Raw genomic sequence first — 26,798 nt, 5'->3', positions numbered from 1 at the left:
TTAAATAAGTGCTATTACTTTTTTTGCAAAATCAAGTTCAGGGTTTTTTGATATTAGCTCTTTTATATGCTTAGAGGCTTTAAGCCCCATGGCATGCCATTGCCTGCGGGTATTCCATGCTCTTTCTAGAGCTTCATCAAAACCATTTTCTGTTGCATCTCCTATAAAACCAGTCACTCCATCTTCAACAAGTTCCATGGTACCTCCTGCTCGTGTTGCAATAACAGTTCTTCCAGCAGCCATAGCCTCAATAACAACTAGGGGCATACCTTCACTTCTTGAAGGTATCACTAAGGCATGATGACTTAACCAGATTTCTTTTATCTTATCTTGATGTCCTAAAAACTGTAAATTTTTGCATTTAAGCAAACTTGCCATGGCTTTAATACCTTTGCAATCCGGACCTGAGCCAACAATCGATAAATACAGTTTTCTTTTTCTCCATTTTTCTTTTGATAAAACTCTTATCAGAATGTCGTGTCCTTTATCAATAACAAATAAACGACCAATCATTACGATTTTAAAACCTTCCTTTGTTGATGGATATATTAATGGTTCAGGCTTAATTTTCATAGGATTATGGACTATTTCAGCATTGGTGAAACGAAATCCAAATTGTTCTTCGGTTAAATTTTGGTTGTGTTTTGAAACAAAATAGCATTTTTTTGCATGCTTGTAAGCATTAGCCATATAGCTACGCTCATCTTTTGGAGGCCAGAAAAATTCAACGGCTTTATGAGATACAATTATATATGGAATGTTATGCTTTAAACATAGTTGTGCGTAATGCAATCCATCAAAATTTATGGCTTGCGAAATAATTACCAACACTGGTTTTTTAGCTTTAAGGAATTTTTTAAACGTATAAAGATATATGTTGAAATAGGGTTTTACAAACTGGTAATAGGCATTTATGCAGCGGTTTATAAGCTTGGGATAATTATTACCCAATGCCATAAACGTAATGTTATTGTTTTTTAGTTTTAAAATTCTCTTGTGGTTATGGTTTATGCTTTCTTTTAACACAGTAACAGAAAAGCCCTCTTTTAGTAGATAGGGGCTACTCATTGCCCACAACTCTTCACTGCCACCCCAATCATTAGCACAGGTTGATAGGATGGCAATATGGTTGTTGTTTATTATGTTGCTATTGCTCTGTTCCATTTTTGCTAATTTGGGTTACGACCAAAGGTTTTCGTTTAAATAATTTTGCATAATCCCCTGTTTCAGAAATCAGTTTTTCATGTGTTCCTTTCTGGGTTATTTCACCTTCAGACATTACATAAATATAATCGGCATGTTTTACGGCAGAAACCCTGTGGCTAATAACCAATATTCCTCTATTGCCTATATGTTCTCGTAAGCCGTCAAAAATCTCTTGTTCAGATTTGGCATCGAGCGCACTAGTGGCTTCATCAAAAATTATAAACTGGGATTTGCTATACAAGGCACGAGCAATTGCCAGTTTTTGCCATTGCCCAATACTAACTTCCCTGCCATTTTCAAAGATACGACCCATGGTAGTATTGTAACCATCAGGAAACTCTTTAATAAAATCATGTGCTCCCGATTTTATTGCAGAATCTTTTACAAAATTGTGATCGGCTTCATCATGTATGTTACCAAAGTGTATGTTTTCAGTAACGCTCATGTTATATTTAACAAAATCTTGAAAAACAACACTAATCTGCTTTCTAAAATCATCTGCTTTAAAGTTTTTAATATCCTCTCCGCCTAGTTTTATGGTCCCCGAAGTCGGATCGTAAAGCCTACACAATAGCTTTATCAAAGTGGTTTTTCCAGATCCGTTAAGCCCCACCAATGCCACAACTTTACCAGCGGATATTTTTAAGTTGATGTTTTTTAATGCTATTTTTTCGGCATGGGGATACTTAAAATTTACATTATTTAAGGTAAGGTTAGGGTGATTTAAAGGAACAGGTAACGGGTTTTTTGGGTCTTCCATTTCATTTTTCAAATCAAAAAGATCAAAAAGATAACTAAGGAATATATTGTTTTGATACAAAGACGAAATACCGCCAGCCAGCGCTTGCATAATGCCGAAAAGCTGAGGAAAAACTACCAGGAATACGGCTATATCACCAATTGATGATTCTCCGTTTAAGGCGCTAATACAAATGTATGCAATGCAACTGTACATACCTGCGGCTGCCAACACATTAGTTATTGTTTCATTAATGTTGCTCTTTTTGTTGATGCGAAACTTTTCTTCTAAAAGGTTTAATCTAATATCGATGTACATGGATCTAAAGAAATTACCTAGATTAAAAGCTTTTATTTCTTTTGCGGCTACTTCGCCTGTTATTAGAGAGCTTAGGTAGCGCGATTTTCTTTCTAATGGTGTTTTAAACTTTTGCCATTCATATAACTTATCGGCAAATTTTAATCGTACAAAAAGCGTTGGCAGGATAAATAGTGCTAACAAAGGCATTAAAACCCAGCTAATAGATATAAGTACTGCCCCCATAACTATTAGCATGAGTAAATTTTTGGAAATATTAAAAAGGTCGGTCAATATAGCTGCAGGTCTTTCGGGACCAGCATTTTTAGCTCTATTTAGTGTGTTGAAGTAAGCTGGACTTTCATAAAAAGAAAGATCGAGAGCCACAGCGATGGAGTGTATTTTATCATCTACATATTCGCTTATTAAAGCCGCTTGTTTTTGGGTATAGTAGCCCGATAACGCACGAAGGATTAAAAATATCATGGTTGCTAAACCTGCTGCAGCAAGGTACAGCATTGCTAAATTAGTTTTTTCGCCTCTATCGGGTGCAGCAATTATGTCTATTAATAACTTAAATATGTATAAAGAGCCCAAAAACACTGCGCTTTCAAAAATCATAAGTAGCATAGGGAAAATAGCCCGCCCCTTGGTAATAGACCAAATAAGACCAATGGTTCTTTTTAGTTTGAGGTTATCCCTTAATTTTTTTAGATTTATTATGAAATTTTGCATATTAATTGACCTAGTAATTAATTATAACTTTAATTTGAACATTTTATCGTTAATTTTTCTAATGCTCTAAAATGAAAAGAAGGATAAAAGGTTATTAGTGTATCGCGTTCTAAACTTAATTCTTTTGATGAGTTTAGGTAGTTTTTTAAAGCAATTCTTGCTTCCATCCTTGCTAGTGCCATTCCTATGCATACATGTGGGCCGCTTCCAAAGGATAAATGACTGTTTAATGGACGTGATAAGTCTATTTCATTTGGGTTTGGAAATTTAGTTTCGTCGTGGTTTCCTGCTCTTAAATCTAATGCTAATAATGATTCTTGAGGGATTGTTTTATTCCCTATTGTAACTTGTTGTGTTGTCTTTCTTCTCAATATTATTTCTGGTGCTTCTATTCTCAGGCATTCATCAATATATTTATTTATTAATTGATCGGACTTTCTTAATTGACCTGATAAATAAGGGGCTTTTAAAAGTCTTTTAAAAACATTGCTCAATAGTCCATTTGTTGTTGTCATTCCAGCACTCCATAGCAACCTGCCAAGACTGGACGCTGCATCAAGCGATAATTTGTTATCATCATAAAGCGTTTTAATAAAATGCATGGCGCTTGAAAGTTCAAAATCATTTTTATTCAATAGAAATTCAGTAAAGCATTCTTTTAGTTCAATTTTATCAACTTCATATATTCTTTCGCCCACTATGCTTTCTAGTTTTTTAGACTGTTCAATATTAAGCCCCAAAAAATAGGTAATTACATCCATAGATAATGGCTTAGAAAACGAAGTGACAAAATTAAAGGCTTCAGAATATGGGAAATTTTCAAATAGCTCGTTTGTTCTCTTTAAAATATAGCCTTCAATACGATTTAACGCTTTTTGCGAAAATAAGGGCTGTAAAAGTGATCGGATGGCTGTATGTTTAGGTGGATCTGCTCCTGCCAAATATTTATCAAAACCGCTGATAGGTTGGTTCGAAAATTTTTTAGGATCATTTAAAACGTATTTTATAGTATCATAATCCAAAACTATCCACGAACTGTTTGTAGGTATATAATGAACGTTCCCTTTTCTTTTTAAATACTCCCAATATAATGTTGGCGTTTCTATATAAGATGGATTGTACAGATCGAAATTTTTTAGGAATTCATCAAAATCGCTACCTTTATTGTTTATTGCACTATGGTTTATTTGCCCTTCTTTCTTTATTTTAGAGTAGGTATGTTTAAATATTTTATGTGAATTCCCATCTTTTTTAAGTGTAGAGTATAGTTTGGGTTTATCCGAATTGTTGGTTAACGTTTGTTGCATTTTTGTTCCATCAAATAAATCTGGCCCTATTTGAATGATATTATACTTTTTGCCAGAATTAATAATTGAATTATAAGTGCTGTTTGCTAAAACTGGATATCGTTGGAAGTTGTACCAAAAGTTATTACCCAATATTGTGCCTTTTGGAACAATTTTACCTAAAGAAGTTGAGAAGTAATCTTGTTTTAAGGGCTTAGGGTTTAGGTTATAAAAGCATTTGAGGATTTCTTCTTTATAAAAGCCCATCAACTTGGTATGATAAGGGAACATTTTTTGATTGGTGTTTTTAAATGTTACACCTATATTTGATAGCTTAGATTTAAGTAAATCAACCTTATCCTTATGTACACAGGCCAATGTTGTATTGTAATGAAGTTCATATATGGGATGAATTTCTTCATTTCGCTTTGATAGTTCTAGTACACTAGCGATATTCATATTAAAATAAATAGTAGTGTATTCTTTTTTCTCTCTTGAAGTAGTTAGGTTAACACTCTTTAAAATATTGAACACTTCAGTATGTGATATACCTCCTGCAGCATAGATACCAGTAATTTCACCTAAACTCAACCCTATAATAGCATTAGGAATAATACCACTTTCTTTTAAATAATCTAAAACCGCAATTTGAATAGCTGCAATTGTAAGATATACGTTGGATTCTGATTCGAAGAAGTTTTTAGGGCATTCCTTTCTGAAATTTGGAAGAATACTGGGCCAATCTAAATCAGTTATAATGGCATCAGACTTTAGAATTGACTCTCTAAAAACAGATTCTTTTTCAAATAACTCAATCCCCATATTTTTCCAATAATTAGATCGCCCTCCAAAGGCAAAAAGCAATTCTTTTTTTTGAGGACGTATTTTTGAAGCTATACTTAAGCACTTATAGATAATGGGTAGCGTTTGTGCTTTAAAAGGTATTAGTTTGATTATTAGCTGTTTCAAATCAAATTTGGTTAAGGTTTAGTAAATTTTTTGAGGGACTGTAATATACAATTTCTTTAACATATAGATGTTGTTATTATATTTATGTCTAAAATTTGTTAAAGAATTCACTAATATAACTTATCTCAATCCAGTCAATAAAAAATTTAGATTAATGGTGCTGTAATTTAGACAAAGAGTTTAAAGCTAAATACATAAAATTTAGATTAATTGATGTTTGGGTTGCAATGATTTTAAAAAGAAATTGTTCATTCTGTTTTCTGTAAATCCCTAAAACGAGCTAAAGCCTCTAAGCAAAATCCCGTTGTTAGTTCTTCAGACCCAAAGCACGAAAGCTTTTTTGGGCCTCCATAATAAAACGCCCATCTATCCCAATGTCCATTTCTACGCTGGGTTTTTATAATGTACTCAATGCCATTTTTTATTTTTTCTCCTTTGTATCCAGTATTTATCAAAGCAGATATAGCCAGAGCGGTATCAAGCACAGATTTGCCAAAGCTACCATCTAGATTTTGTCTCTTTAAAATCCTGTGTATTATATCGTCTTTAATAGAGTCTAATTCTATAATTCCAGCATAAATATTTCTCGAAATAAAATAATAAACAGTAAATATGTTACGATACCAAGTATCACAATCCTCTTCGCTTTCTGTTTTAATAATATCAATAAGATATGATATTACAGGTAGTGTCTCCTTCCTTTTTCCTAAGTAAAGTAAAATGTTAGCATTAACTACGGCATCCACATCGTATCTTGAACATTCAAATTTGTGCCAAAAAATCAAACTTTTAAAAAGATGTTTAAGCTCTTTAGCAGCAAAGTACCAGTATAAAACATTTTTGTTAAACCGCCACCTAAAAACTATCCAAGTATAAAATAATCCATCGCTTCTGCGGTTATTTACTGCTAATTGTTGGTTACGTTTTACTGGAATATCAAAATTCATTTGTTTTAAAAAATAAGACACACAAGATGTATCATCTAAATCTTGAGGGCATAGTTTTCTAAAACGATGTAAAATTGTATAATGATTCCAAGTACCACCTCTATCCATTTGGTAATATAAAAAATGTGCCGACTTAAATAATATTTCTTGAACTTTTTGGTGATTGGGAATAGAAAGTAAAGAGTTACCAATAAGTGCAGCGGGAAACACACAGCTTTCAGGTAGATTCCAGGTTTGCATAGCATCATCATCAGACATATACATTAAAAACTCGCCATTGGGTAATTGGTGATTTTCAAGATAGTTTATTCCTCTATTAATGCTGTTATTTAATTTCTTTTCTGAAATGCTTTTACAAGCAATTTCTCCTTTTTCACTACACATCAGGATATCCTTATCGTTTTTAACAAAACTTTTTTACATGAGCCTACAGTTGCCCATATTGATTTATAATTAAGATTAAAAGTAAATATAAAAGTTCAATAGATAAACTACAGCTAAACTTATTTCTCATTAATATTTTATAATCTTTTTTTTACTAAAACAGTTAACTCATCTTTTGGCTTGTATGTATTTGTTTACTAAGTGTTTAGTTGTTAACAAGTAGGCGCTACTTATTAACATTATAATGTTCTTTATCGATAAAATTATATTTTTGTCCGATTTTAATTTTGAGAGGGACATCCAAAATTTATTTTTCACACGTATATAAGGACTAATTATAAATTCTAAAAACCACTTAATCGTTTAAAATTGCATTTTATCGAATACATGTATTTTGTTTAATGTATTTTATCGAAAAAATTAATCACTTAAACGATTTTATTGAAAAAAAAATTATTATTGAAGAAGATTTTAATGCCCCAAAACAAAACAATTATGAAAACGATTATGAAAACCTTTCTATTTACCTTATTATTAATGACATCTATGATGTCTTGTAACAAAGAAGAATTATTTGTAGAATCCGTAGTAGAAGTAGTAGAAGAAGACACTCCAGATACTGATGACACCAATACACCTGATGAACCAACAGCAGTAGATACCAGTTTACCTTGCGATTTTACATTAAATGATATACAAGCTAACTCAACAGTTGTTATAAATTGTGTTTTAGATTTAGGAGGACAAACAATTACCCTTCCTGAAAATGTAACTATTGTTTACGAAGGTGGAGATATAATTAACGGAACTATTAATTTCTCAGGAGGTTCTACTTTTGATGGTAATTTTTTAAATGCTACTTTAACTATAGGTGGTTCTACACCTCAGCTTAAAGATCCAGTATTTAATTTTGATCCTAGCAGATGGGGAATTGTTGAAGGAGAAACAACCTCTGCCATTGCACAAAAAAATAATGACATATTAGAATCAACAATGTTTATGGCTAAAGAGCTGGGTATTAAAACATTAAAGATTGATAAAATGGATGCCTATTTTGAGGTTAGTAAAGTAACAAGCACAACAAGCAACCAAAATTTCTACCCCTCAGAAGAAGCTATTAATGTGCCTTCAGATTTTACTTTAGAAATGACTGAAAATACACATTTAAGAGTACAACCAAATGGTAATAATGATTATGTTTTACTAGCAATTCGTGATGAATCAAATGTTACTATTGAAGGTGGTAATTTATACGGAGATAGGGCTAAACATGATGATAGTAATAAAGTAGGTAACTCAGGGCATGTAATACAGATTCATGGATCTAATAATGTTAAGATTAACGGTGTAACTACAGTTGATGGCACCGGAGATGGTATTAATATCAATAGTTTAGGTTTTACATTTGAGGCAGGATATATACCTGCTAATAATATAGAAGTAACTAATTGTATTCTAGATAATAATAGAAGAAATAATATATCCATTACTGATGGTTTTAATATGCTAATAGATGGTAATACGTTCTTGAATGCTGGAGTTGATCATCCAAACGATCCAGGAGTAGCGCCTGGGTTTGCTTTAGATGTTGAGGCTGTTAGAGGTGGTTCTTTCGAAACCGGCTATCTTTTGTATGAAAAAGCTTATGATATTACTATTAGCAATAATACAGAAAATGGCAGTAAATATGGAGCTTTTATAGTGGCTATTGGACAAGATGTTACAATAAAAAACAATACTACTGAAGGTGGTATAGCAATAGCAGATGGATCTGGTGTTAAAATTTTAGACAATGTAATAACGGCTAATCCTAATGATCCAACAGGCGCAGGGATTACTACGGGTCATCCAGATTCTAAAAGTGCTTCAAACAACGTTATTGCTGGTAACACTATTAGTGGTTATACTGTTGGTATAGCGGTATACACCAGAGATAATGAAATTTACGACAATAACATAAAAGAATTTGTTACAGGAATACAGCCTAAAAATATAAAAAATATGAATTTCTATAATAATACGTTTGAAAGTACTTTAAGTAACAGTGTTGGTATTTTTGGAAATGTTACTACTATGGATAACATAAATATTTATGAAAATGAATTTATTAGAACAGGTAGAGAAGGTATAAAAATGGTTATGGTAAATAACAATGCTGGTGAAGAAAATAATAAAGTTGTTATTAATAATAATGATTTTAAGAATTCGAAAATAACATTAAGCAGATCAAAAAATATGGATTTTACTAACAATACTTCTGAGTATATTAGTTTAATTAATGCGGAATCTATGATTTTATCAGGAAATACAGTAAATGCAAGTTCTAATCATGGTATTGAAATATTAAATGGTTGCAATAACGTAGATATTATAAGTAATAATATAACAGTTACAGGTAATAGGCAATGTACTTATCAAACTTCTGGTTTAGTAAATATTAATGTAACTAATAATAGTTGTAATTAATTTTCATAACCTAATTATAATAAAAAAGGAAGCCAATTGGCTTCCTTTTTTATTATAAGCCATTTCTCTACCTAAAAACTTTTCTAAATTGGAAATAAGTAAATGATAGAAGTTTATCAAATATAGATTTAGAATTCACATGATTTAAGTCTAAATCCTTGAAATTTGAAAACTTTCTATTGTGCTTTTTAAGAAATACTTCTAATTGATTAAAAGCATTATCATTCATGGTGTTAGGATGGTAACAAAAAGTATAAACACCTGGTAAAAACACAAATCTTGCAGATCCTAATTGCTGTGGAATAAAAATAAAATCATGTTTTTTATAAGGCTTAAAAGCAAGTGTATCGCTAATTATATTAATACTGCTTTCAGCTTTTAAAGCTTTTAAAGTGTTCAAATCAAAAGTATGGCTTGGTGCCACAAATATTCTTGGGTTAAATCCTTCAGATTTAAATTTCTCAAAACCTTTTTTTATTTTATCTTTTTGCTCAACTAAAGTTAAACCTGCAAATTCAGATCTTTTATGAATTGGATTAATACCTCCTTCGGTAGTTTTGTAAACATGATCGTTGCCATGAAGTCCGATTTCCCAATCTTTTTGCTCTAAAGCTTTAACCCATTGCCAGAATGTGCTTCTTGGTGGGTCTATTTTTTGCATATCATCTTCGTTATTAGGTATAACAGCTATTAAAGGTTTAACACTGTATTTATCCAACAATGCTTCCATTCTGAGCCATTTTTCCCAGTTCATGGTTTCGCAAGCATCATCTAATCGAATTAAATATTTCATTTTTTTAATAGCAATTTGTATAAATTAATTTCTTCTTCAATGGTATTTTCTATGCTGTAATCTTCAGCTCGTTCAAGGCAATTTGAAACAACCTTGTTATAATGTACTTTATCTGTTAGTAATGTATTTATTTCTTTTGCTAAGGTATCATCATCATCAATCGGAAACAAAATTCCAGCACCTCTAACAATGTCACCTAAACCTGGAGCGTCAGAAGCAACAAATGCTTTTCCTGAAGCCATACCTTCAACACAAGAAAGTGAAAGACCTTCATGGTGTGATGATAAAATAATAATATCTGATGCTTTAAGGATACTTATAACATCCATTCTAATGCCTAAAAAGAATACCCTATGAGAAACTCCTATTTCTTTGGCTAAATCTTTGCACTCACTTCGTAGTGGCCCGTCACCAATCAAAACCAAAACCACATTATCTTCTAATTGTATCAAAGATTTTATAACTGTTTTTTGGTCTTTAGGATATCTGAATGATGATACTTGGGTTATTATTGAAAAAGTCTCATCCAAATTTGGAGAAACCTCTTCCCTAGCAATTGGTTTTGTGTTTTTAATAGTATTTAAATTAATACCGTTTTGAATCAAAACAAACCGTTCGTTTTTAAACCCCAAATGCGCTTTTATTTTATCATTAACCTCTGGTGAAATGGTAATAATTTTTGAATAGAAACTGTATATGATTTTATCGATTATTTTAAAGATGTACTTTTTTCTTCGTTTGTTTGATGTGCTGTGTTCTGTGTAAACCAATTTGATTTTTGAAAAACTAATTATTTTAGCCAAAGCCACCCAGTACAATGATGGAAAAATATGCACATGCACTAAGTCGTAATGTTTTAAAAGCGGAATGATTTTAAAAATTAAAAGCGGATTATAAACACTTTTATTTCCCAATGAAATTACTTTGCAGCAATTAAGTTTTTTTAGGGCTTTTAAAAACGGGTATTCGTTACCATTTAAAACCGCTAAATCTGTTTGAACATTTTTCTTGTTAAATAAAGGAAGGCTTTCAAGAATAAGCTTTTCTGCACCTCCTGTATCTAAACTATTTATAATATGAAGGATTTTCATGTGCTTATAATTATTCCTTTTCTATGGCCACATGTAGTATCCATATAATTATTATTATTATTCTGTATGGTTAAATCTTTAGTCATAAAGGTTTCATTTTCTAATTTTGTAGAGTATGTATAAATGAAACAGAATACCAGCAGGTAATGCTAATAATGTTATACCCTTTTTTGGATTTTCAGAAGTGAAAAACCATTTTTTTAAAAATATACATGAAGATATATAGTGCATTGCTCTTGAAAATGTATATGAAAAACTTTTAGAGTATTTCATTTCTAATATTCTAGAATACAGAAAACCATTAGGGCTTTTTTTGTATTGTCTCATTATGTTTCGCGAGGAACCATCTTCTAGATATTCTATAATGCAAAAGACTTCATTACTGCATATATATTGATATTTTTGGTCAATCATTAAATAGAGTGTGCCCAAAGGCACTAACCGCTCTTCTTTAGTAATAGGGTAGAGGGGAAACTCTTTTACAACATCAGTTCTTAAAACCACTTTTTTATCGCCTCCTATTTTGTTTTCAACCTCGAGTTCACTAAGTGTAGCATATTTAAATTTCCCAGGTATTTTCTCAACTATAGTACCATCTTTAAAGGCATCTAAACCAATAATGCCAGCTAAGTTTTTGTTACGGTCGCGATTATTCCAAATGCTTAAAATTTTTTCAACAGCATCATCAGGCATAAAATCGTCTGAATCTATACAAACATTAAGCTCAGTATCAATAATTTTATAAGCAGCATTATGACCACTATGCATGCCTTGGTTTTCTTGGTAGTGGTACTTAATTTCAATTTTATCTTCTAAAATCCAAGAATTCACAAGGGCTTCGGTATCATCTTCAGAGCCATCGTCTATAATAAGCCATTTAAAATCCTTATTAGTTTGTCTTACTAGACTATTATAGCAATTTGCTAAACAAAAAGCTCTATTATATGTTGGGGTAAAAACGGTTAGTGTTTTCATATTAATTTATATATAAAAGTAGTACAATAGATAAGAAAACATAAAATAAATTAGCATTACTTTAGCTATTATTAAATGTTGATTTTTAAAAAAGCGTTGTTTAAGGAACGGGTAAATGATAATTAAACCCATCATGAACCATGATAAGTAAGCAAATCTATTTGAAAAATTAGCTTTTATAACCAATATCCAAAACCCGTTGCAAAGTAAATATGTATTAAAAAGTTGAAAATATAACTTGTCTTTATAATTTTTTTTGAAAATAAAATACCATCCAGCTATAACTGCAAATGAGCTAAGAAATAGAAAGTCCCAACGAAAACCTGTGTTTGAAAAAGTGCCTTCTTCCATTTCAGAACTTAGATAACCTGCAAGTCTTTCATCAGCAAATCCTAAGCTACTAAAAAGAGAAACCCATACACTACTTAAAGCAAGAGAAAGAGGAATACATAATAACCACCCATATAAAAAATATTTTGGGTTATTATAAAAATATGTAATTATATATGCTATTACAGGTAAATACATACTGCTATGAAATGAAATAGAAAGAATAAAAAACAAACTTAAGAGAACCTTATTTTTATTGTAGCATACACCCCAAAGAAAGAAAGAAGTTGCTAAACCATTTCTAATTCCATTTACTCCGTATGAATAAAATGAAAAAGATATTATAAACATGAATAAAGCATAAAACCAATATTCTTTAAATAATTCTTTTGAAATTTTATATAAGGGAAAAACATATAGAAACACGCATAATGTAAAAAATACATGCACACTCATGAAAGGGGAACAGAATTTCATAAAAACGTGAAAAAGTATGTCTTTTGTAGTTGTTACAGGCATACCATAGGCATAGTTTACAAAATACGCTGCATATGTATTTGTATCACCAAAATACTTGCCGCTTATAGGTCTTAATCCTAAGTATAAAACAATTGAAATAAACAAAAAGTATCCAGAAAAATGTGTAAATGACAGGTTTTTTTTACTATAAATAGGTACTGCTGCTGAATGCAAAAAACACAAAAGTGTGAATATTAATAATACATTCAAGTAAAGCTCAAAATAGTGTTGTAATGGTATAAAGTCTATCACTTATTTAATATTATCTTATCATTATTGTTTTTTAATTTCTTAATCAATATTTAAACCTTCTTTTTTGGGCATCAATTATTGATAAATTAAAAGATTGATTAAAAGTATGTACAGATTTAATTTTAGTTGACCAATTGGGTTTTACTTTTTTAAATTCAACTTCAGAATATTCATTTGGATTTAATTTATTAATCAATTGAAAATTTAGCCCATATCCATAATGTTTTGAACAATTTTGAGCGGGTCTTACCATATTATTATTCTGTAAAAATAATTTACCAGCAGGTCTGGAGTATCTAACATCAGATACTACAGGGTTTTGTATGTGCGATTGCCATGACTTACTTAGAAGAGATTTAGAATAAAAAATATGTAACTCATCATCACAAGACATAAAACGATTTGTTCTTACGTTTGTAAAAAGCCAATACATACCATCTTTAAATAATAAAGAGGTGTCATTAGCATCAATATCTTCTATTAAGTGCATCTCAAACTCCCACTTATAAGGAAAGTCTGTACACTTATAAAGAGAAACTGTTTTGTTATTATTTGTTTCAGGAATCATATATAAATAACCTTTATCTTCAAAAAGGTATGGATAAGACAAATGATAACTTTCTTCAATTATTTTTTGAGGTTTTGTATAAACGCCTTCTTTATTTATTGTAAAATGTGATATATAGCCTTTTCCCTCTTTAATTAACATTTCTTCTATAAAAATATGAAATATTCCGTTTTTCTCATAAACAAAGGGGTCTGCCCATATTCGATCCAATGGTGGTAGAATTTCCTTATATGTGCTAAAGTTAAAATTATTGTTGTTTTTTTCACTATTCGTTATTTGGAATAATAGTATCCATTGATCTATAAAGAAAAAACTATTAATTTTTTTAGTCACTTTCCTAATATACTTTAGCAAAATTTTACAAGTGTAAAGTATTATATTTTTGTTTTTTTTCTTTAGGTAAATTTCTTGCTCTTCAGTATCTTTTTCAATACAAGAATTTAAGTGGCAGTTTATGCTTTTATTAAGCATATTTGGGATTTTTGCATACGCAAAACACATGGTTCTTAGCGCATGTGTTTTATCGACTCTAGAATAAGACTCTTGCAATATGTTAATCTTATTAGAATCTTTACTTTGTTTATTTACTATAGATATTCTAAAAGTATTATGTTGCTCAATTACTTCTTCTAACCCAGGAAAATCATTACTAAACACTGATGTTCCTGCTAGTACAGACCAAACATTTTTAATTTGAAAATATTTTTTGAAATTATTGCTAGATAATGATGTAAAGTTAATGTAGAAATCTTGATGGCTTTCTCTAGCTAAATCATTAAAATCATTGATATTTATTTTTTTAATTTTATCTTTAAACTCAATAAAATCGTATAAACTAAAATTGGAAATAATTTTTGGGGTTAGCTTAAAAAGCTTTACTTCTAAATATAAAATAATCTTGTATAATGCTAAAAACAGTTTACTTCTTTTGTCTTTGTTTGTTTTGTTAAGGTTGGTAACTAAATAAATTTTGTCAACTATTAACTTTTCATTTTTTAATAGTTTTTTAATAGATTCAATTTTCCAAAACTCAATTGAATTGTCATCAACAATAAAACTTGCTTTTATTTTTTTATTCTTCATCATGAGACAAACAATTTCATCCAGTCATTCATCACTAAATTCTCGTCAAATCTCTTAACATTGATTTGAGCATTTTTAGCAAATTCTTTTCTTATTTCAGGATTTTCTATTAAAAAATTTATTTCTTTTGACAGTAGCTCCAAATTTTTGTTTTCAACAAGAATTCCATCTACTTTATCAGTTATAATGTTTTTTGGACCATGAGGACAATCAAATGATATAATTGGTAGCCCAACTTGCATTGACTCAAGAAGTACCATTGGGAAGCATTCTGTTATAGAAGACATTACATAAAAAGAAGCATCATTCATCTTTTCTTGTAATTTACTAGTGCTTCCTTTTAGTTTTATGAAATTTGAAAGACCTAAATCTGTAATTAAATTACTTAAATACTTTACGTAATTTTCTTCACCTTCTCCGTAGATATGTAACTGCCAGTCATTATGTTTGTTAGCTACACTTTTCCACGCATTTATCAATTGATCAAAACCCTTTACTGGAGAAATTCTTCCAGCACTTATTGCTACATTTTCCTTTTTATTAGTAACGCTAAAAGTTTTTTTATTAGGAATAAAATTTGGTATTACCTTAACATTTTTGCCTTTATAATATTTCTTTTCATCTAAGGTTAAAACTACTACGTAGTTATATTTACTTTCAATCCAATCACTAATTTTATAAATAACTTTTTTTATTATTGATTTATTTGCTTTACGTCTCAGTAGTGGGTAAAATCTAGAGTCATGAATTTCTTTAATTTTAAGTGTTTTCTTTCTTAGAAAAGGCAAAAAGAAATAATCAAAATTATAATTACAAACGACTAATACGTCGGGTTTGTTTTTCCTTAAAAAGGTTCTTATTCTCAAGAAATTCTTATATACCTTAAAAATATTTTCGAAAGTTAAATTACTTGTTTTTCTGTTATAATTAATACCTAAATCAATATGCTTTATTTTGTTGTCAAAATAATAGCAAGGTTTGTTTTTCTTTTGCTCATTTGTAAGTATTAAAACCTCAACACCTTCTATTTCAGATAAGTGGTTTGATTTTAAAGAAATTACTTTTTCAATCCCTCCATGAAGATAAGTCTGGTCTGTATAGAATACAATTTTCATGCTGTTCGCTTTGTTAGGAGTGAAAGAATTAGAGTATGCCAATTGGGTACAATATTTTTTGGCAAATATGCAGCCGATTTTTTTCGGGCATTTTCACCCATTTGTTTTCTAAGTTCGTAGTCAATAGCTAGTGTTCTTAATTTATTTGCAAATGTATTGATATCGTCATTATCTACTAGAAATCCATTTTTATTATTATCAATAATGTCTTTTGGACCACTAGGGCAATCGAAAGAAACACATGGCAAACCACAAGCCATAGCCTCAATTAGCACCATTCCAAAGCCTTCAGATCTAGATGGAAGAGCATAAATTGAAGCATCTAGGTATTTATCCATAATGTTCTTTGTTGGATTAAAAAAATTAACAGAATCGCTTATATTCAGCTCTTTTGCCATTTTTTCAAAAGTATTGTCTTTATCTTTAAGCCCGTATATTTTTAAATCCCAATCGGGAATAGTTTTATGTATTTTTGACCATGCAAGTAACAACCTGTCTATACCTTTTTGAAAACCATGATTAGCAACAGTTATTATTGTTTTCGATTTTAGATTAGAAACATTGTTTGGATAAAAAGACAAAGGATTTGGAATTACAACACAATTTTTGTTATTCCATTCTTTTAAATTAGTTTTAGTTAAAACAACAAATTTATTATAAAATTTAGCTGTAAAAACCATAAATGATTTCAATAAATTAAAACGGAAAGCTTCAATTATGCTGTTAGAACTTGATTTTTTTAACAGGTTAATAGATGCATGTCTTTCATATACTAATGGAACTTTATTATTTATAAATAGAGGTGCTAAAAAAGCTTTTATACCATCATCGCAAACTAAAACAACTTGTGGATTAATGGTTTTAATTAAATTATTTACTTTATTGAAATAATCTAAGGTAAAGAATAAGTATTTTTTTTTCTTTATTATTAATTTATGAAAGTTTATTTTATCATTAAAATCATAAAAAAGATTTTTAGAATCGCCAGAAATTATTGCAATATGAATGTTGTAACCATAGTTGTTAATTAAGTGATTTGTCTTTATAGAAAGAACTCTCTCCAATCCTCCTGAACCACTTAAATTATTTGTAATATATAGTATGTTACTCATTCGTAGGTTATGCTTTAGGCGTTATTTGTATTAAAAACTCATTTGGTCTGTAAAAATTTTTTGCATTTTTCTTTTAACGGTTCTGCTAATTTATGATGTAAACCAAAGTTTCTTACCATTGTATTTTTATCAATTTTACCTTTTAAATCGAAATTGGCTGTATATTCTCCTGTTTTGCTGTCTATGTCAATACGATTGAATAACTCTAAAATACCATCGAATCGACAAGAATCAACAAAACTATCAAAACCGTTAACAAAAATAACAGGAGTGCCTAATGCCAAACAAGGGAGCGCACAATGAATTCTAGATGTAATTACTAATTTTGCTCGTGCATACTTTTTTAATAAATCTTCTGCCATTTCAAATTTTTCTTCATGAGTATATTTATTTGCAGGTGGCTCTTGATTAATAAATATTGCACTTTCAAGTAACCCTTTATCAATAATTTTTTTAATATGCTTATTTTTTTTACCCAATAGAAATAGTTTGCCATTTAGAACACTTCTTATGAATGCTTTAAAATTATAAAACACTTTTCCTTTTTTAGGATAGTTATAAAGCGGATCTACAATATAAATGTCATTACCTCTTTCTGAATCATCAACTTTATAGCTATCTAAAGTTAAAGTTAAACAACCAGAGAAATAGGCGTCTATACCTTTTGATTTTAGTGTATCTGCTGTAAATTGATCTCTACATCCAATAGGTTGGTGTTTTTTTAAATAGGCTATACCTTTATCACTCAGCATAAAAGGTGCAGCTGTATTATTCATATGAAAAGACACGAATAAAGGGTCGATATCTTCTGATGGTACCCAATTATGAATATTGTGGGTAAACCAACCATTCATTATCAACTTCGCTTTTTCTCCTTTATAATCAGCTAGTTTTTCTCTGTTCAAAAGAAGATCTGTTTGAGGTAAAAATTGTTTAGCAGCAAGGCTTTGAATATTATCTCCAACATTAAAAAAACGCTTGTTCTCGTCGTATTTTAGTAGTCCGTATTTCATGATTTTATGAATATCTTATTTTTTTATATAAATTATAAATATTAGAAAAACGATTTCTTAAAATAAACTTGACTTTTTCAGTAAATCGTTTAGGATTATTTATTTTACGTTCTAATATTTCGTGTATTTCACCGTTTTTAATTCTTTCAAGTTGTTTGTTTTCTGTAAGCTTATCGTTAAAAATATAAATTGATTTACTGTGTTTTGCTTTCTCCATAAGTTCCCACCAAAAATACTGCATCCCTTTACTTGCACTTCCGTAGTTTAGTAGTTTGAACATTTTTTGATATACATTTTCATCAACATTAAAACCATATTCGTTTGGGTTACCACCATTTAGAATAATCCCTAAAATGGTTCTATAACATTTTTCACATTTACTGCAATTAAACTCACTTCTTAATTCTGAGTAGCAAACACGAAGTTTAAAATTTGTATCTTTACCTGCAGAAAATTTAGTTATTAAATCTACTTTATCCTGTCGTTTTAGTTCATAACCATCGTGAAAGACTTGTATTGATGCCCATGAAATTTTTTCGTCAATTTGAGGCGTAGATCCCCAAGCAATATCAATTTGTTCAGTATAAGAAGAAGCTATATAAATATTGCTGTATCCATTTATATATGAAAGCGGAGCAAGTACACCAATTAATGATAAACCGTGTTGTACTTTTCCCCACCAACCAATATCTTTAAGCAGCAACTCAACTTGGTAGGTGTAAAAAGTTCTAACATTGGTTTCTATGTATTGTTTTTGATTCCCTTGAAGTAATTTTTCGTTTTCCACAAAACCTGTGAATGCGTCCCATTGTGACTTGTCTTCAATTTCAATATCGGCTCCTAAAATGGTAACCAAATCTGGAGTTTTTTTATAAACTCTGATATAAGTAGCATAGGCATCAACTCCACCACTGAATAACATCGCTGTATTTTTATCAGAAATGTTGTTTTTCACCAATTGCTTAGCTATTAAATTTCCTTTTAATGAATAATCTGAAAATTGTTTTTGAAATTCTTCTTTTACAAGTTTAAGTGCATTAAAAAAATGTTCGTCTATTTCAGGAACTTCAACATCAAAACCTGCAAACCATGCAATCGGCATTACATTAGACAAAAATGGAATTACTAAAATGCTTTTTGGAACATCACTAACACTTACACCATATTTGGCATAATAAGCCTCATCAGAATTAAAATACTTTTTAACCGAACTACTTGTTGTATTATAGTCGAAAAGTATCTTTTTGCCATCATCAGCAATATTTATATCTTTAAGTTTAAGCATTATTTGGTTAGTTTTAATAATTTAAAGATAGGATTTAATGTTTTTCTGAACAATTCTTTTTCAAAATCTATCAATCCAATATTATATGCTAACACACAAAATGTGATGGTATATAAAATAGCTTTCATTAAGAAATTTATCCAACCAACACCAGGTATTAGGTTTATTAAAAAGCCAATACCTAATGCAATGATAATAACCAAAACAGTTTTATTGAAAAGCTCCTTAAAAAACCTGATGATGTTTAGGCCTATGGTATTGTGATAATAAAAATTCATTACGTTTTGAACAATTATCCACGCAATTACAGAACCTGCCATCATACCAATAGCTTCATATTTATAAGCTAGTGCAGCACCTAAAATAGTACCAAGTATCATGAATGAAAGGTATAATACAGCTTTGAATCTAAGTTTACTTTTCGCCTCTAATATTGAATTTCCAAAGCCTTGAACTAGAGGAAGCGTATAGGCTACCATTATCATTAATGCAATAAGCCAAGATTGAAAACTCCCATCTTCACCTAATTCAGCCCCAACCCATAGATATACAAATTGTTTTCCAAAAAGAATAAATGCTGTTAGGATAAACATGAGTACTATAAATGATAATCTACCAATTTTAATCATCATATCGGTTAATTCTTCACCAGACGCATTGTCTACTGACATTTTTGTAGCTCTTGGCAAGAAAACACTAGATATGGCTGTTGAAAAAGCACCATAATAAGTCCCCAAAACAATTCCAATACCATATATACTCAATATTTCTGGAGCACTAATTCTGCCTAAAACCCAATGTCCTGCTTTCCATTGAAATATGGAAACCAGTGCAAATACAAATATCCATGTAGAATAACTAAAAATATGCTTAACAAAATTTATTGAAAAGGAGTGAAGTCTAATTCTAACATTTAATTTTTTAAACACATAATACCCAGTAATTACAAGAATAAGCATATTGAACACAGTGTCAACAATCACTAGAGCTATAGCTTTTCCTCCAAAAAGCAAAACTGCAGCAACAGTGAGCGACCTTAGAATATATCGTACAATATTTAATGTTTTTGGGAATACAAATTTTTCATAACCATAGCATATTCCAGTTAGAGATCCCCCTGGTAACCCGATAGCTAGATTAAAAATGAATATAGAAAAAATGACTTTTGCAATTTCAATTTCTTCAGTATTCATTTTAGTAAAATAGGTGTCTATGTACCCATAAAAAACAACACCGATTATGATTACAAGTGCGGAAATAAATAAATATATAAGCATGGTGGTTGCAAGAAAATTTTCTTGCCCTTCTATGTCTTTTTCTGCTTTATATTTAGCTACAAAACGTACGATAGTGTTGTTTAACCCAAAATCTAACAAGGAAATTGTTCCTACAAGTGCTCCAATGGTTAAGTAAATGCCATATTCGTCCTTACCCAAATGGTTTAATATAAAAGGCGTCATTAGTAAACCAACTATATTAGTGATAATAATAGTTGCATAATTTAAAAAAGCTCCTTTTTTTAATTGACTCAAAATTGTTGGTTTTAGTTAAAGTTATTTAAGTGTAGAAAGTTATAATCTTCCACTTACATTTTCACTAAGAATACCTTTAACGTCATATAAAATTCCATTTGGTCTTAATAATGATTTTAAGTCTTCTTTAAGAAACTCTTTATGCGCTACTGTTAATACGATAGCATCAAAGGTTTGACGAGGTAGCTTTCGAACAGTTTCTAAACCATATTCATGCTTTACTTCTTCAGGTTTCGCCCAAGGATCATATATGGTAACATTTGTTCCGTAGCTTTTAAGTTGGTTGATAACATCAACTGCTTTGGTATTCCTTACATCCGGACAATTCTCTTTAAAAGTAATTCCTAAAATTAAAATTTTTGCATTTTTAATCTTAATATCATTTTTTACCATAAGTTTTATGACTTCAGAAGCGACATATTGTCCCATACTATCATTTACACGTCGACCTGCCAGTATTATTTCTGGATGATAGCCTACTTCTTGCGCTTTTTGAGCCAAATAATATGGGTCTACACCAATACAATGCCCACCAACAAGACCTGGTTTAAATGGTAAAAAATTCCATTTTGTACCTGCTGCTTCTAAAACAGCATGTGTGTCAATATCCATTAAATTGAATATTTTTGCCAATTCATTAACAAACGCAATATTTATATCGCGTTGGGAGTTCTCAATTACTTTTGCAGCTTCGGCAACCTTTATTGTTGGAGCTAAATGTGTACCTGCAGTTATAACACTTGCATATAGCGCATCTACTTTTTTTCCTATTTCTGGAGTTGATCCTGCTGTAACTTTAAGTATTTTATCTACCGTATGTAGTTTATCTCCTGGATTAATTCGTTCTGGGGAATAGCCTGCATAGAAATCTACATTGAATTTTAATCCACTTATTTTTTCAAGAACTGGTACACACTCATCTTCAGTAACTCCTGGGTATACAGTAGATTCGTATATAACAATATCTCCCTTTTTCAAAACTTTCGCTACAGTTTCGCTAGATTTATAAAGAGGTGTTAAATCTGGTCTGTTATTTTTGTCAATTGGAGTTGGAACGGTTATTACATAATAATTGTAGTTCTTAATGTCATCTATATTTGATGAACAAAATAGTCCAATATTATTATCTGGTCTATTTTTTAGTACGGATTGCAGTACATCTTCTTCTACTTCTAAGGTAGAATCTTTTCCTTGTTGTAATTCGTCTATTCGATTTTGATTAATATCGAAACCTACAACATTATATTTTGTAGCGAAAAGTCGTGCTAAAGGCAGACCAACATATCCTAACCCAATAACGGCAATTTTAATATCCTTCATTTTTATATTTTGATAATAATTATTTTAAATTTTCCCAATACCAATTAACAGCTTTTTTTAAACCATTACTGATATCGTATTTTGGGTTGTAATCTAATAATTTTTTGGCTTTATCGATAGAAGCTAAAGAGTGAGGGATATCTCCAATTCTATTATCTTTATGTTTAATTTCAATATCTTTAATAGAGGTATCAAACTCTGATAAATATGTTTTTAATAAGGTAGCTAACTCAATTAACGTAGTTCGCTCTCCGTAAGCTACATTGTATACATTATTTAATGCTTCTTGGTTGCTTGTTGTTATGGCATTAATGTTCATTTGTACAACATTATCTATATATGTAAAATCTCTTGAGTAGCTTCCATCTCCATTTATTACAGGAGATTCATGACTTATAAATTGTTGAACAAATTTGGGTATTACAGCTGCGTAAGCACCATTAGGGTCTTGTCTTTTTCCAAATACATTAAAATAACGTAATCCTATAGTATCTAAATTATAGGTGGTGTGAAAAATGTCTGCATATAATTCATTTACATATTTAGTAATAGCATAGGGAGATAAAGGTTTTCCTATTATATCTTCAACTTTTGGTAATGCTTCATGGTCTCCATAAGTAGATGAACTTGCAGCATAAACAAATCGTTTAGCTCCAGCATCTCTTGCAGCAACAAGCATGTTTAAAAACCCAGAAACGTTTACATCATTGGTTGTGATTGGGTCGTTAATTGACCTTGGTACAGAGCCTAATGCAGCTTGATGCAATACATAGTCAGTACCTTTGCAGGCTTTATGACAATCTTCTAAATTTCTTATATCGCCTTCAATTAAATCAAAATTGCTATCATTTAAAAAAGGCTCAATATTATTTCTTTTTCCAGTAGAAAAATTATCTAAGCAAACTACGTTTATATTATTAAGCAATAAAGTTTCGCATAGGTTAGAACCAATAAATCCAGCTCCTCCAGTTATAAGTACTTTCTTTCCTGCTAATGTATTTAATTGTTGTGTTGTCATTCTAAATTTGGGGTGTATTTTTGAATTATTAATAGCACCGCAAATATGAAAAAAATAAATGTAACATGGTTAACTATTTATGTCAATACCTCGTTTTTACCGACGAAATTCATTTTTTTGCTAAAAACATCGATTAAATCAAATGCTTTGATGTAAAAATTAATGGATCCTAACAATCTATCCTAAGAATAGGATTAATTGAAAAGTTAAAAACGATAGAAACTTATTTAAGTCATTAATTAAATAATTTTTTATTAAAAAGCAAAACTTAAAATCGACAATCTGCATAGTTTTACTACCAACGAAAATCGCTAATGTATTTAACCGATTTTTATTACTCTTTTAGCGAATTAACCTCTCGTCATGGTTTTTAAATTAAAACAATTACTAAATTTACACCATAAATAAAAAATTGAATTGATTAATAGCATATTGATTTAATAAAAGTATAAATTTAAAAGAACTAAAAACCCTCTCAATATTAATCTAATACAGATTGGTATAATTTTTTAAAGATATAATTTTTATTAAGCAACAATTATAGAGCTATAAATTATGAAAATGATTCTATTTTTTACATGTGAGGGATTCACAAAAATATATTTTAAACTTTGTAATAAGGTAGTTTAATAAACTACTAGTAAGTTTTCATGTAAAAAATTGAAAGAATAATTTAAAAAAGAATGTTGACCAAAACAAAAATATATTTATCATCACCTCATATGGGTGGCTCAGAGCAAAAATTTGTTAATCAAGCTTTTGATACAAATTGGATAGCTCCGTTAGGACCAAATGTTGATGGTTTTGAAAATGATATAAAAAGCTATTTAGGAGATAACAATGAAGTTGCTGTTCTTAGTTCTGGTACAGCTGCTATACATTTGGCATTGCAATTGCTAGATGTTTCAGGAGGGGACGAAGTTTTATGTCAGAGTTTTACTTTTTCAGCTTCTGCAAATCCTATTTTGTACCAAGGAGCTACACCTGTATTTATAGATAGTGAGCCTGATACATGGAATATGTCTCCTGAATTACTAGAGATTGCAATTAAAGATAGAATAGAAAAATATAAAAAACCAAAAGCCATAATAGCTGTTCATTTATATGGTATGCCTTATAAAGCAAAAGAAATAAATGAAATTGCTAAAAAATATAATATCCCTGTAGTTGAAGATAGTGCTGAAGCTTTAGGTAGTACCTATTTTAATCAAGCATGTGGAGCATTGTCTGATATTGGTATTTTATCTTTTAATGGAAATAAAATTATAACAACCTCTGGCGGAGGCGCGTTAATAACAAAAAACATAGAGTTAAAAAACAAAGCCGTTTTTTTATCAACTCAAGCACGAGATAATGCACCCCACTATCAACACTCATCTGTTGGGTTTAACTACAGAATGAGTAATGTTTTAGCGGGCATTGGTAGAGGTCAAATGGAAGTGATTGATGATAGAGTAGAAGCTAGAAGAAATAATTACAATTATTATAAAGATAATTTATCAAATATAAATACCATAAGCTTTTTAGATGAACCAGAAGGATTCTTTTCTAATAGATGGATTACTTGTATAAAAACAAATTCTTACGAATTGCGTGAAGAGATAAGATTAGCATTGCAACAAGATGACATTGAGTCTAGACCTTTATGGAAGCCAATGCATATGCAACCTATTTTTAAAGATTGCTTGTCTTACACTGATGGGACATCTGAAAATTTATTTAAAAATGGACTTTGTTTACCAAGCGGATCTAATTTAACTCAAAACGATTTAGATAGAGTTTTAAACATAATTAAAAATACCCCAAACTCATGATAAAAAATTACTTTTCTTATTATTCACAAAAATACGCCTCAAAATGGTTGGTTTTAGGTATAGATTTAACAATAGTATTACTAACATTTTTTGCTACTTATTTTATAAGGTTTAATTTCACTTTAGGCTTTGATATTAATCAATTTTTATTTCAAATCCCTTTTCTATTAGTTATAGCTACTTTTAGCTTTTTAGTTATAGGCTCATTTAAAAGTGTTATAAGACATACAGGTTTTACAGATGTTGTAAACTTATTTAAATCAGTTTCTTTAATGTCTTTATTATCTATTGTGTTTGTTTTATTCAATAGAATAACAAATATAATTCCTGAATTTACAATTCCATTGTCTATAATAGTTACTCATGCATTACTTAGTTTTGTAACACTTAGTGCTAGTAGGTTATTATTTAAAATGACTTATAATTATTTAAAATGTAAACTTGTATCCTCAAAAAGAGTTCTTATCTATGGTGCTGGAGAATCAGGTATTATAACATATAATGCATTGGTTAGTAACTTAAGCTCAAGATTTAATGTTGTAGGTTTTATAGATGACGATGTGAAAAAGAATGGGAAGTCTATTAATGGTGTTCCAATTTTTTCAAAAAATAAAGTTACAAAAGGATATATAGAATCTAATGCGATAGATGAAATTGTTGTAGCGTCCCAAACTATAGATTCAAATCGATTGCTAAACTTAATTGATAGTTTAATTGATTTAAATGTAAAAATAGCTAAAGTGCCACCAATTGAAAAATGGATTAATGGCGAGTTAAGCGCTAAACAAATAAAACAAGTGCAAATAGAAGACCTTTTAGGACGAGCTCCTATTGAAATTGACAATCCAAATTTATTAAATGAGTTTAATGGTGAAACTATTTTAGTTACTGGGGCTGCAGGATCGATAGGTAGTGAGCTAGTAAAACAATTAGCAAATTTTGATGTAAAAAAACTAATACTTGTAGATCAAGCTGAATCTGCATTGTACGACTTGCAACAAGATTTAAAACAAAATGGAAAAGAACACTACATTGCTATAGTTGCAGATATTAGAGACGGTTTAAGAGTTGATAGTATTTTTCAAGAAAATAAACCAACAATGGTTTTTCATGCTGCGGCCTATAAACATGTTCCACTAATGGAGAAATCTCCATACGAAGCCATAAAGATAAATGTAAACGGAACTAAAATACTAGCAGATACGGCATCTCGATACGATGTGAAAAAATTTGTATTTGTATCTACAGACAAAGCTGTAAACCCAACAAGTGTAATGGGAGCAACTAAGCGTATGGCAGAGATGTATATTAGTTGTCTACAAAAAGAAAGCAAAACTAAATTTATTACAACACGATTTGGTAATGTTTTAGGCTCAAACGGTTCAGTAATTCCATTATTTAAAAAACAAATAGAAAATGGCGGTCCATTAACGCTTACACACAAAGATATAACGCGTTATTTTATGACAATCCCAGAAGCTTCTCAATTAGTTCTTGAAGCTGGTACAATGGGAAAAGGGGGTGAGATATTTATTTTCGACATGGGCGAATCTGTTAAAATATACGATTTAGCTAAGAACATGATAAAATTATCTGGATTAAGATTCCCTGAAGATATAGATATTGAAATTTCAGGATTACGTCCAGGTGAAAAACTTTATGAAGAATTATTAGCTAATGGTGAAAACACACTATCTACTTACCATAAAAAGATAATGATAAGTAAAACTAGAGAATTAGAATATAGTAAAATAAAATCAGAAATTGAAGAGCTATGCATAACAAACCGTTTTCAAAACAATAACATTGTAATGAAAATGAAGAATTTAATACCTGAATATAAATCTAATAATTCTGACTACGAAAAATTCGATAAAAGAGTACAAATTTATAAAAAGGTTAGAGGTTTGTCAGAAGAGAGGTCTGATAAAAATTATATCAACCTTTAA

The 26,798-nt window shown here is 30.0% G+C and carries 19 protein-coding genes; 3 read left to right on the top strand and 16 right to left on the bottom strand.

The features are described from left to right. From RG22_RS00550 to RG22_RS00535, 4 genes are all read right to left on the bottom strand, one after another. A complete protein-coding gene (locus tag RG22_RS00550; protein WP_052143573.1) occupies positions 1-1,164 on the bottom strand; it encodes a glycosyltransferase family 4 protein in 1,164 nt (387 codons plus the stop codon). Next, the gene (locus tag RG22_RS00545) at positions 1,148-2,977 is read right to left on the bottom strand and encodes an ABC transporter ATP-binding protein (RefSeq protein ID WP_052143572.1); all 1,830 of its coding nucleotides are present in this window, start codon (positions 2,975-2,977) and stop codon (positions 1,148-1,150) included. The genes RG22_RS00550 and RG22_RS00545 overlap by 17 nt, the downstream gene beginning before the upstream one ends. Before the next feature lie 29 nt (positions 2,978-3,006). Then, entirely contained in the window at positions 3,007-5,232 is a 2,226-nt protein-coding gene (locus tag RG22_RS00540; RefSeq protein ID WP_034039895.1) for a cytochrome P450, read from the bottom strand. A gap of 248 nt (positions 5,233-5,480) precedes the next feature. Beyond that, positions 5,481-6,563: a prenyltransferase/squalene oxidase repeat-containing protein gene (locus tag RG22_RS00535; RefSeq protein ID WP_034039893.1), complete on the bottom strand. Its 1,083-nt coding sequence runs from the start codon at positions 6,561-6,563 to the stop codon at positions 5,481-5,483. A gap of 495 nt (positions 6,564-7,058) precedes the next feature. Here RG22_RS00535 and RG22_RS00530 point away from each other — a divergent pair, with 495 nt between their 5' ends. Continuing rightward, positions 7,059-9,029 carry a NosD domain-containing protein gene (locus RG22_RS00530; protein WP_162183627.1) on the top strand — a complete coding sequence of 657 codons (1,971 nt, stop codon included), beginning with the start codon at positions 7,059-7,061 and terminating at the stop codon, positions 9,027-9,029. Positions 9,030-9,096: 67 nt separating this feature from the next. Here the strand turns inward: RG22_RS00530 and RG22_RS00525 are convergent, their stop codons facing one another. The 12 genes from RG22_RS00525 to RG22_RS00470 all read right to left on the bottom strand — a co-directional run bounded on the left by RG22_RS00525 (position 9,097) and on the right by RG22_RS00470 (position 23,035). Next, on the bottom strand, positions 9,097-9,822 hold the full coding sequence (locus RG22_RS00525; RefSeq protein ID WP_034039891.1) for a DUF2334 domain-containing protein: 726 nt from the start codon (positions 9,820-9,822) through the stop codon (positions 9,097-9,099). Then, positions 9,819-10,913 carry a glycosyltransferase gene (locus RG22_RS00520; protein ID WP_034039890.1) on the bottom strand — a complete coding sequence of 365 codons (1,095 nt, stop codon included), beginning with the start codon at positions 10,911-10,913 and terminating at the stop codon, positions 9,819-9,821. The genes RG22_RS00525 and RG22_RS00520 overlap by 4 nt, the downstream gene beginning before the upstream one ends. A 93-nt stretch (positions 10,914-11,006) precedes the next feature. After that, positions 11,007-11,888 carry a glycosyltransferase family 2 protein gene (locus tag RG22_RS00515; RefSeq protein ID WP_034039889.1) on the bottom strand — a complete coding sequence of 294 codons (882 nt, stop codon included), beginning with the start codon at positions 11,886-11,888 and terminating at the stop codon, positions 11,007-11,009. 6 nt (positions 11,889-11,894) lie between these two features. Further along, complete coding sequence (locus RG22_RS00510) at positions 11,895-12,989, bottom strand: EpsG family protein (protein ID WP_034039888.1); 1,095 nt, start codon at positions 12,987-12,989, stop codon at positions 11,895-11,897. A 43-nt stretch (positions 12,990-13,032) separates the two neighbouring features. Next, complete coding sequence (locus RG22_RS17160; RefSeq protein WP_052143571.1) at positions 13,033-14,643, bottom strand: glucosamine inositolphosphorylceramide transferase family protein; 1,611 nt, start codon at positions 14,641-14,643, stop codon at positions 13,033-13,035. Further along, the gene (locus tag RG22_RS00500) at positions 14,640-15,755 is read right to left on the bottom strand and encodes a glycosyltransferase family 4 protein (protein ID WP_034039887.1); all 1,116 of its coding nucleotides are present in this window, start codon (positions 15,753-15,755) and stop codon (positions 14,640-14,642) included. Before RG22_RS00500 ends, RG22_RS17160 begins: the two co-directional genes overlap by 4 nt. Next, on the bottom strand, positions 15,752-16,867 hold the full coding sequence (locus tag RG22_RS00495; RefSeq protein WP_034039886.1) for a glycosyltransferase family 4 protein: 1,116 nt from the start codon (positions 16,865-16,867) through the stop codon (positions 15,752-15,754). Before RG22_RS00495 ends, RG22_RS00500 begins: the two co-directional genes overlap by 4 nt. 38 nt (positions 16,868-16,905) lie before the next feature. After that, complete coding sequence (locus RG22_RS00490; RefSeq protein WP_034039884.1) at positions 16,906-17,880, bottom strand: polysaccharide pyruvyl transferase family protein; 975 nt, start codon at positions 17,878-17,880, stop codon at positions 16,906-16,908. Positions 17,881-17,884: 4 nt separating this feature from the next. Further along, positions 17,885-19,165, bottom strand: coding sequence for a hypothetical protein (locus RG22_RS00485; RefSeq protein WP_034039882.1), 1,281 nt, complete (start codon positions 19,163-19,165; stop codon positions 17,885-17,887). Next, positions 19,165-20,697: a lipopolysaccharide biosynthesis protein gene (locus tag RG22_RS00480; RefSeq protein ID WP_052143570.1), complete on the bottom strand. Its 1,533-nt coding sequence runs from the start codon at positions 20,695-20,697 to the stop codon at positions 19,165-19,167. Before RG22_RS00480 ends, RG22_RS00485 begins: the two co-directional genes overlap by 1 nt. A 39-nt stretch (positions 20,698-20,736) precedes the next feature. After that, on the bottom strand, positions 20,737-22,017 hold the full coding sequence (locus RG22_RS00475; protein WP_034039880.1) for a nucleotide sugar dehydrogenase: 1,281 nt from the start codon (positions 22,015-22,017) through the stop codon (positions 20,737-20,739). A gap of 19 nt (positions 22,018-22,036) precedes the next feature. Next, the gene (locus tag RG22_RS00470) at positions 22,037-23,035 is read right to left on the bottom strand and encodes an SDR family oxidoreductase (protein ID WP_034039878.1); all 999 of its coding nucleotides are present in this window, start codon (positions 23,033-23,035) and stop codon (positions 22,037-22,039) included. A gap of 683 nt (positions 23,036-23,718) precedes the next feature. On the opposite strand from RG22_RS00470, the gene RG22_RS00465 reads away from it, so the two are divergent. Together RG22_RS00465 and RG22_RS00460 are read left to right on the top strand one after the other, a co-directional pair. Continuing rightward, positions 23,719-24,849 carry a DegT/DnrJ/EryC1/StrS family aminotransferase gene (locus RG22_RS00465; protein WP_034039876.1) on the top strand — a complete coding sequence of 377 codons (1,131 nt, stop codon included), beginning with the start codon at positions 23,719-23,721 and terminating at the stop codon, positions 24,847-24,849. Continuing rightward, positions 24,846-26,798, top strand: coding sequence for a polysaccharide biosynthesis protein (locus RG22_RS00460; RefSeq protein ID WP_034039874.1), 1,953 nt, complete (start codon positions 24,846-24,848; stop codon positions 26,796-26,798). The genes RG22_RS00465 and RG22_RS00460 overlap by 4 nt, the downstream gene beginning before the upstream one ends.

It is taken from the genome of Wocania ichthyoenteri Th78, from assembly GCF_000789235.1.
In the GTDB taxonomy this organism is placed as follows: Bacteria; Bacteroidota; Bacteroidia; order Flavobacteriales; family Flavobacteriaceae; genus Wocania_A; species Wocania_A ichthyoenteri.
The sequence above is the reverse complement of the archived record's forward strand: the minus strand, read 5'-3'. Positions and strand labels throughout refer to the sequence as shown.

What these genes read in the sequence shown, in the direction of transcription:
- RG22_RS00520 (WP_034039890.1), bottom strand. Translation starts at nt 10,913, where the DNA reads ATGAAAATCCTTCATATTATAAATAGTTTAGATACAGGAGGTGCAGAA.
- RG22_RS00515 (WP_034039889.1), bottom strand. Translation starts at nt 11,888, where the DNA reads ATGAAAACACTAACCGTTTTTACCCCAACATATAATAGAGCTTTTTGT.
- RG22_RS00545 (WP_052143572.1), bottom strand. Translation starts at nt 2,977, where the DNA reads ATGCAAAATTTCATAATAAATCTAAAAAAATTAAGGGATAACCTCAAA.
- RG22_RS00465 (WP_034039876.1), top strand. Translation starts at nt 23,719, where the DNA reads ATGTTGACCAAAACAAAAATATATTTATCATCACCTCATATGGGTGGC.
- RG22_RS00485 (WP_034039882.1), bottom strand. Translation starts at nt 19,165, where the DNA reads ATGCTTAAACTTAAAGATATAAATATTGCTGATGATGGCAAAAAGATA.
- RG22_RS00525 (WP_034039891.1), bottom strand. Translation starts at nt 9,822, where the DNA reads ATGAAATATTTAATTCGATTAGATGATGCTTGCGAAACCATGAACTGG.
- RG22_RS00535 (WP_034039893.1), bottom strand. Translation starts at nt 6,563, where the DNA reads ATGTGTAGTGAAAAAGGAGAAATTGCTTGTAAAAGCATTTCAGAAAAG.
- RG22_RS00500 (WP_034039887.1), bottom strand. Translation starts at nt 15,755, where the DNA reads ATGAAAATTGTATTCTATACAGACCAGACTTATCTTCATGGAGGGATT.
- RG22_RS17160 (WP_052143571.1), bottom strand. Translation starts at nt 14,643, where the DNA reads ATGATGAAGAATAAAAAAATAAAAGCAAGTTTTATTGTTGATGACAAT.
- RG22_RS00530 (WP_162183627.1), top strand. Translation starts at nt 7,059, where the DNA reads ATGAAAACGATTATGAAAACCTTTCTATTTACCTTATTATTAATGACA.
- RG22_RS00470 (WP_034039878.1), bottom strand. Translation starts at nt 23,035, where the DNA reads ATGACAACACAACAATTAAATACATTAGCAGGAAAGAAAGTACTTATA.
- RG22_RS00460 (WP_034039874.1), top strand. Translation starts at nt 24,846, where the DNA reads ATGATAAAAAATTACTTTTCTTATTATTCACAAAAATACGCCTCAAAA.
- RG22_RS00550 (WP_052143573.1), bottom strand. Translation starts at nt 1,164, where the DNA reads ATGGAACAGAGCAATAGCAACATAATAAACAACAACCATATTGCCATC.
- RG22_RS00495 (WP_034039886.1), bottom strand. Translation starts at nt 16,867, where the DNA reads ATGAGTAACATACTATATATTACAAATAATTTAAGTGGTTCAGGAGGA.
- RG22_RS00475 (WP_034039880.1), bottom strand. Translation starts at nt 22,017, where the DNA reads ATGAAGGATATTAAAATTGCCGTTATTGGGTTAGGATATGTTGGTCTG.
- RG22_RS00490 (WP_034039884.1), bottom strand. Translation starts at nt 17,880, where the DNA reads ATGAAATACGGACTACTAAAATACGACGAGAACAAGCGTTTTTTTAAT.